Here is a 5,309-nt window from a genome sequence, read left to right on the forward strand (position 1 = left end):
GGCGGGTGTCGGGATGCAACCAGCGGCCTGATCCAGCGGTTTTGGGGAGGATACTGAAGAGATAATGCAGTATCAATAGAAAAGCTTATCTGGTTAAAACTCGCGGCATTACTTCTGAAAGGCTCCCCGAAATCAACAAGATCTGCGATGACTAAACGAAAATAGCCTTCCATGCAGGCAACACAGCGAACAGCAAAGTGCCTTTGTAATTCAAATAGCCCATCAGGGATGTTGATGATTATATGCGATCCATCTCGTTCTTGAATTTTATCAAGAAAAAATTCCTCTTCTTCGCTCATCAACTCCCATACATCTACTGCATCACCGAGGCCACGAAGATGTGGCGCTATTTTATCCCATCTCTTTGTTTTTGGATACAGCCTTGCCCTCTTTGTGAGAATTTCAGCAACATAATCTCGCTTCGCCATATATCCTCCTGATCTGATATAGCAGTCCTAGATCATTTGTAAACGGCCATAGCGCTGGCGATTGGGAAAGTCAAAGGTGTGGCGTTCCAAGACCTGCTCAAACGCGTCGATGACATCCTGAAACTTCGTGGCGACGAGGCGAAGCTTCTGGATGGCAGCTTTGCCTTGGCGCCAAACTTCTTCGATGGGGTTCTGGGTCGGGTCATGGGGGGCAACATTGATACAGGTGATCGGCCAATCCTCGGGCGACAACGCACCGTTCACCTCGGCCAGAAAGCGCTCCATTTCCTTCCCTTTATGCCAGCGTGCATTATCCCAGCAGATCGTGAGTTTGGCGTCCGGATAGCGCAGACGCAATTCGACCAGGAAATCGGTGGTATTGTCCGTCTGGGCCACGGGATACGACATCAGGTGCATCTCGCCCGTCAAGGCATCGAGGGCTCCATAAAAAGGTTGGCGGGCCTGCGTGTTGACGACGTCGAGCGTTGCCCGCTCGTTGCGCTTGGCCCAAGCATACCCACACACGTCCCCCCAATGGAGGAAGCATTCGTCCACAAAGAGCAGCACCCGCTCCTGCCGTTCGATCGCGTCCTGATGCGCTGTCACATACGCGGTCAGTTCGGCATGTTTCGCGGCGACCTGGGCGTCGTTTTTTTTGGATTGCTCGCCTGCACCTTCTTCCAGCTCAGGCCGGCGGCGTGCAGGAGTGCATCGTAGCTTTGATCCGATTGATAGACGACGCCATACTGATCCTGCAGATGCGCCCGCAACCGTGCGACATCGCAGGGGGTCTGCGCGGCAATCCAGATGAGCACCTCCGTCCGTTGCGTCGCCGTCAGAAAGCTTTCCGAGCCACGGTAGCCGATGCGCAAACCGTCGGTTCCCAACGCGTGGTAGATCTTCTTCCATTTGCTAATACATGCTTTCGAGACGGGAAGCACCTCCCGGATGGTCGCATAGGGTGTGCCTTGGAGCGCCAACTGCACCGCGATGGCGCGTCGATACTCGCGTACGTCGGTGGTCGTTTGGAGAAATGCGTGCAGGTCAGTCTCCATCGGTCATCCTCCCAGGGTAGCCACGGTACTTCCAGGAGATGATACCACACAACTGCCGCCTGGTTTACGAACCATCTAGGACTGCTATATGTATTATGCAAAGCTAACACGAAAAGCAAGAAATGTCAAAGCCAATATAAACAATAGTTCGGCAGTTTTTCTGTGCTCTGATCTCAATGGTTGAAATTCAGGACGCAGTTGACATGGTACAACGGGCACTGTGGCTGAGCAGCCTTACATCAGCAGTGGCTTTTCTTGAGGCCGCCCAACGCCACGCCTCAATTGCGCCGCTGGCAAGTTTGATAGAAGGCACGGCTGACGACACACGACGCGCATGAAAAACGCGCCAGATTTGAGGCCGCGCCAGCGGCGTCAATTGCAGGCGATGTTGGGCGGCTTCGAGAGTACTTTTAAGTTTTTTGTTTAACAGGAAATGGTGTTTCAGCGTTAAAAAGAAATGGCTCGTTCGTGATTTTACTACTCATCCCAAGAGATGTTAATTCTTTTCGAACCACTATTGATACTGAAGGGTGAAGATTTTCAAGGAATGTTATTTTTCTTGGTGCCGTTTGCCTTGAAGATTTGTCTAGAAATATAACCAAGGCACGAATATTCGCGGCAAAAATCAAAACTCTATTCCACTTTGCATCATCGATAGATGTAGTTAGGTCACTAAACATTCTCTCGACAAAAAAAAACCATCTCTTAAATTCGTCCGAGGTGTTGTATTGTCGTGAAAACTCAATAAAATCAATGATCTCCTTTTTGTTTTCTTTCTCATTGCATTTAATCATTAGTTCTCCAATAGCTGTCAAAGTGAAACGAGGCGGTGTGGCTTCTTGTATTGCTAGCGTATCTATGTTTGATGTTTGAAAGTACGAGAAATTAGTAAGGCTTTTGAAAACAGTATTAAATCGTATACTAAAATCCCTTGCCTTTTTATTTGACATTTCGTATTCGATAAATGCTTCATCTTCTAATATTTTACACCACCCAATATAACAACCGAATATATATAAAGTGCTTATTTTGTAGTAGTCCTGTTCTGATTTGTCAAACCAGTTTTTATTTGAAAAGCGGATAAGATTTTCAAGCCGCTTATCGAGCGTATCTGCTGCGCGTAGAATTGGGTAGGTATATTTTTTTAATACTTTTCGAGAATTTACCGAATATCGGTATCTCGTTTGAAGGATTTCCTCAAATAAGAACTTAATAAGAGCGCCGATTATACCGCCAACACCAGCGGAGATGACAAGCCATATAATCGAGAACTCTTGAAAGGTTTGTTGGAGGGTACTCATGACTAATTCTCATCCTTAGGCTGGTTTAAGAAATGCTGTTGAAGGGCTACAAGAAGAGTTGTACCTTGTATAAGTAGGTCATGGAATATAGTAGCTAAATCCTTTTCTTCAAAACCCATTTTTCTTGCTATTTTTATGTAATCGCTGCCTTTTCTGTGTCCTACACTCGAAGAACGAAGTGATTGAAGATCTCGAAGAAACTTAATATGAATATCATATTGTGGAAGTTGATGTATTTTAAGAAACTCACTCAATTTAGCTATTCCTTTCATCTCCTTTGATGCTTCACCAATGATTTTACTGAGTTCCGCCTCATTTATTGAGTCGATAAGGATTTTTGTTAAGGCTAATACTTGATAGTCGAACTCTGATTGATCATTGGTCAGAGGAATGCGCAGCGAATTGAGGAGATGCTCATCATCTTCTGTGAGAGGTAGGAGCAAGTACCACCGATATTTTGATTCCCATTTACTTTGGAAGTCATTGAATGTCGTTTTGAATGTAAGATCTACGTTTACTGGATCAGCGAACTCCGCCAAGAAACTGCGCCGAAAGTTCGTTTGGCTAACATTACCGTCTGGAAGTATATTGTAGCTCTTCCAATACAGCTGCTCCTCAGATGGTAAATCACGCCCTAAGTCGCCCAAGTAGACAATAATGTGCTTTGTGTGATCATTGTCAAGACGCAGACCCCAAAGACCACCGCATCGTAGGTATCCATCTTCTACCGAGTATTTTTCTGGCTGCGCATAGTATTTTGTTAATACTTCCCGGTCAAAAAACACAGGTGTCAAATAGTCAGGAGATTCTGGATTGGCTCCAAAATAATTTGCGAGTGAATCTGGATTTGAAGTATATCGAATCGCTTCTCCATCATCGTTTACACCAATTGTGAAACTCTCAAATGTTTTGGGTTCTGCTTGATCATATGGCCACATGCCACTTTTCTCTTTGCTAAAGCCGGAAAGCAGTCTCTTCCCTAAAAGCCGTGAGAAAGTTCTTTGACTTGAGTTACTTGACCAATCACTACTCGACACGTGAAATGTGAAATGAGTCAGACCGTCATATACATCGGCGAATCTTTGGTTTTCTGGAATTGTATCAATAGAAATACTAGAAAAGCGAGTCACCTCGATAAGTAGTGCTAAGTGCATTTCCTTTATTGCCAAGAACTGACGAAGTTCCTTTGTTCTGATGGACACAACATCTTTCACTATTCGGATTACGTCATGTCGATTTCCGGCACTCGTAATCTTAAAATATGTATTATCACGTGCTTGGTACAAATTATGAAAGAGACGAAAGTCCTCTGAGACTTCAAGATAAGGTTCAAATACTGCATGAAAAGAACGTATTAAAACGAGCGGTTCAATACCTTGATCATTTCCATAACGATAATATCGTGTCTCGCCTTCCTCTGAACCGCCGTAACGAGTACAACTCGGCAGAAATCCCTCAATTGTTATACCCCACGAGGTTTCGGAGAGGAATTCGTCTATTTCGTCATTCGGAATAAGGGCAGAACATATGGCTGTAGTTCCGGGATTGCTGTTAGAGATGGAATGCACTGTAATCCAATCGCCTTTGGCCAGTGAATCTAACTTTGAATCTCTCCAGTCAATTTGCAAAAGGAGATCAACTTCGCTTAAAGACGGTTGCATGGCTCAATCATTCTCTTTCTGTGAATATTGACTTTGTCCCAGTTCACAGTATACCATAACCGCACAGCAGGCTTTGCGGCTCCGCAGCCTTGCAGTAGTGGCGGCTGTACTTGGCCGCCCAACGCTCCGCTTCACCTGCGCCGCTGGCAGCGTTGTGGAGCGAGACGAGTGGCGGCACGGGAAAGCTGCCAAAGTCGCGCCCAGGTCACAGGCCGCGCCAGCGGCGTCAGCGTGCAAGCGGTTGTTGGGCCGCTTGTGTAGCGAACAGATGCCCATTTTAAGTCAAGGAAGTACTTCAACTTTAATCCTACTAATGGATACATAGCCTCGGATAGTAATAGCAACTGCACCGCTTTCGAAATTTACGTCCTTAAATCCTTTCCGTTGACCACCCACAACTGAACGATATTCTTGCCCATTCACTTCCACTATGATCTCATCAAAAGAATCTATACTCGTTCGAAATTCGTCATCGGTTTCTGGTAATATAATGTCATTACTGTCCATTCTATTCCACCATATCCCCCTGAAAGATCGTAGAAATCCAGGAATGGGAGAATTATCAAACGGACTAAGCCGGGAATTATTGCGATATACCAAGCCGAAACGCATAGCCCCTCCGTCGTTTGGCTGTTCTCTAAGAGATACGATTAACTCCATGTCGTCATTCTGATTTACTCTTAACCCATAAATATGGATTCGGCAGTTTTTCCATGTTTCGTCGCCTATTGTAATTAAAATCTCTCCATCTTCGTCTACAATTAAATTACCACCAACACGTCTATATCCATCTCCTGTTATTTCAAATTTTGTTGAGGTTTCATCAAATGACTCATCTATAACTTTAGGATCTGGAATCGCTGT

General features: G+C 45.2%; 6 protein-coding genes. All 6 read right to left on the minus strand.

Annotated elements, in window-relative coordinates; genetic code table 11:
- Positions 1–428: hypothetical protein (locus EYB53_RS13430; RefSeq protein WP_135478712.1), on the minus strand; the 428-nt coding region annotated here is incomplete at its 3' end.
- A 27-nt stretch (positions 429–455) separates the two neighbouring features.
- On the minus strand, positions 456–995 hold the full coding sequence (locus EYB53_RS13435) for a transposase (protein WP_209949614.1): 540 nt from the start codon (positions 993–995) through the stop codon (positions 456–458).
- Between the two features lie 47 nt (positions 996–1,042).
- Complete coding sequence (locus EYB53_RS13440; protein ID WP_135478716.1) at positions 1,043–1,483, minus strand: helix-turn-helix domain-containing protein; 441 nt, start codon at positions 1,481–1,483, stop codon at positions 1,043–1,045.
- 410 nt (positions 1,484–1,893) lie between these two features.
- Entirely contained in the window at positions 1,894–2,784 is an 891-nt protein-coding gene (locus EYB53_RS13445; RefSeq protein ID WP_135478718.1) for a hypothetical protein, read from the minus strand.
- Positions 2,785–2,786: 2 nt separating this feature from the next.
- Positions 2,787–4,445, minus strand: a complete 1,659-nt coding sequence (locus tag EYB53_RS13450) for a hypothetical protein (protein ID WP_135478720.1) — start codon at positions 4,443–4,445, stop codon at positions 2,787–2,789.
- Between the two features lie 282 nt (positions 4,446–4,727).
- On the minus strand, positions 4,728–5,309 hold a 582-nt coding region (locus tag EYB53_RS13455; protein WP_167857396.1), incomplete at its 5' end, for a hypothetical protein.

It is taken from the genome of Candidatus Chloroploca mongolica (genome assembly GCF_004762035.2).
Classification (GTDB): Bacteria; Chloroflexota; Chloroflexia; order Chloroflexales; family Chloroflexaceae; genus Chloroploca; species Chloroploca mongolica.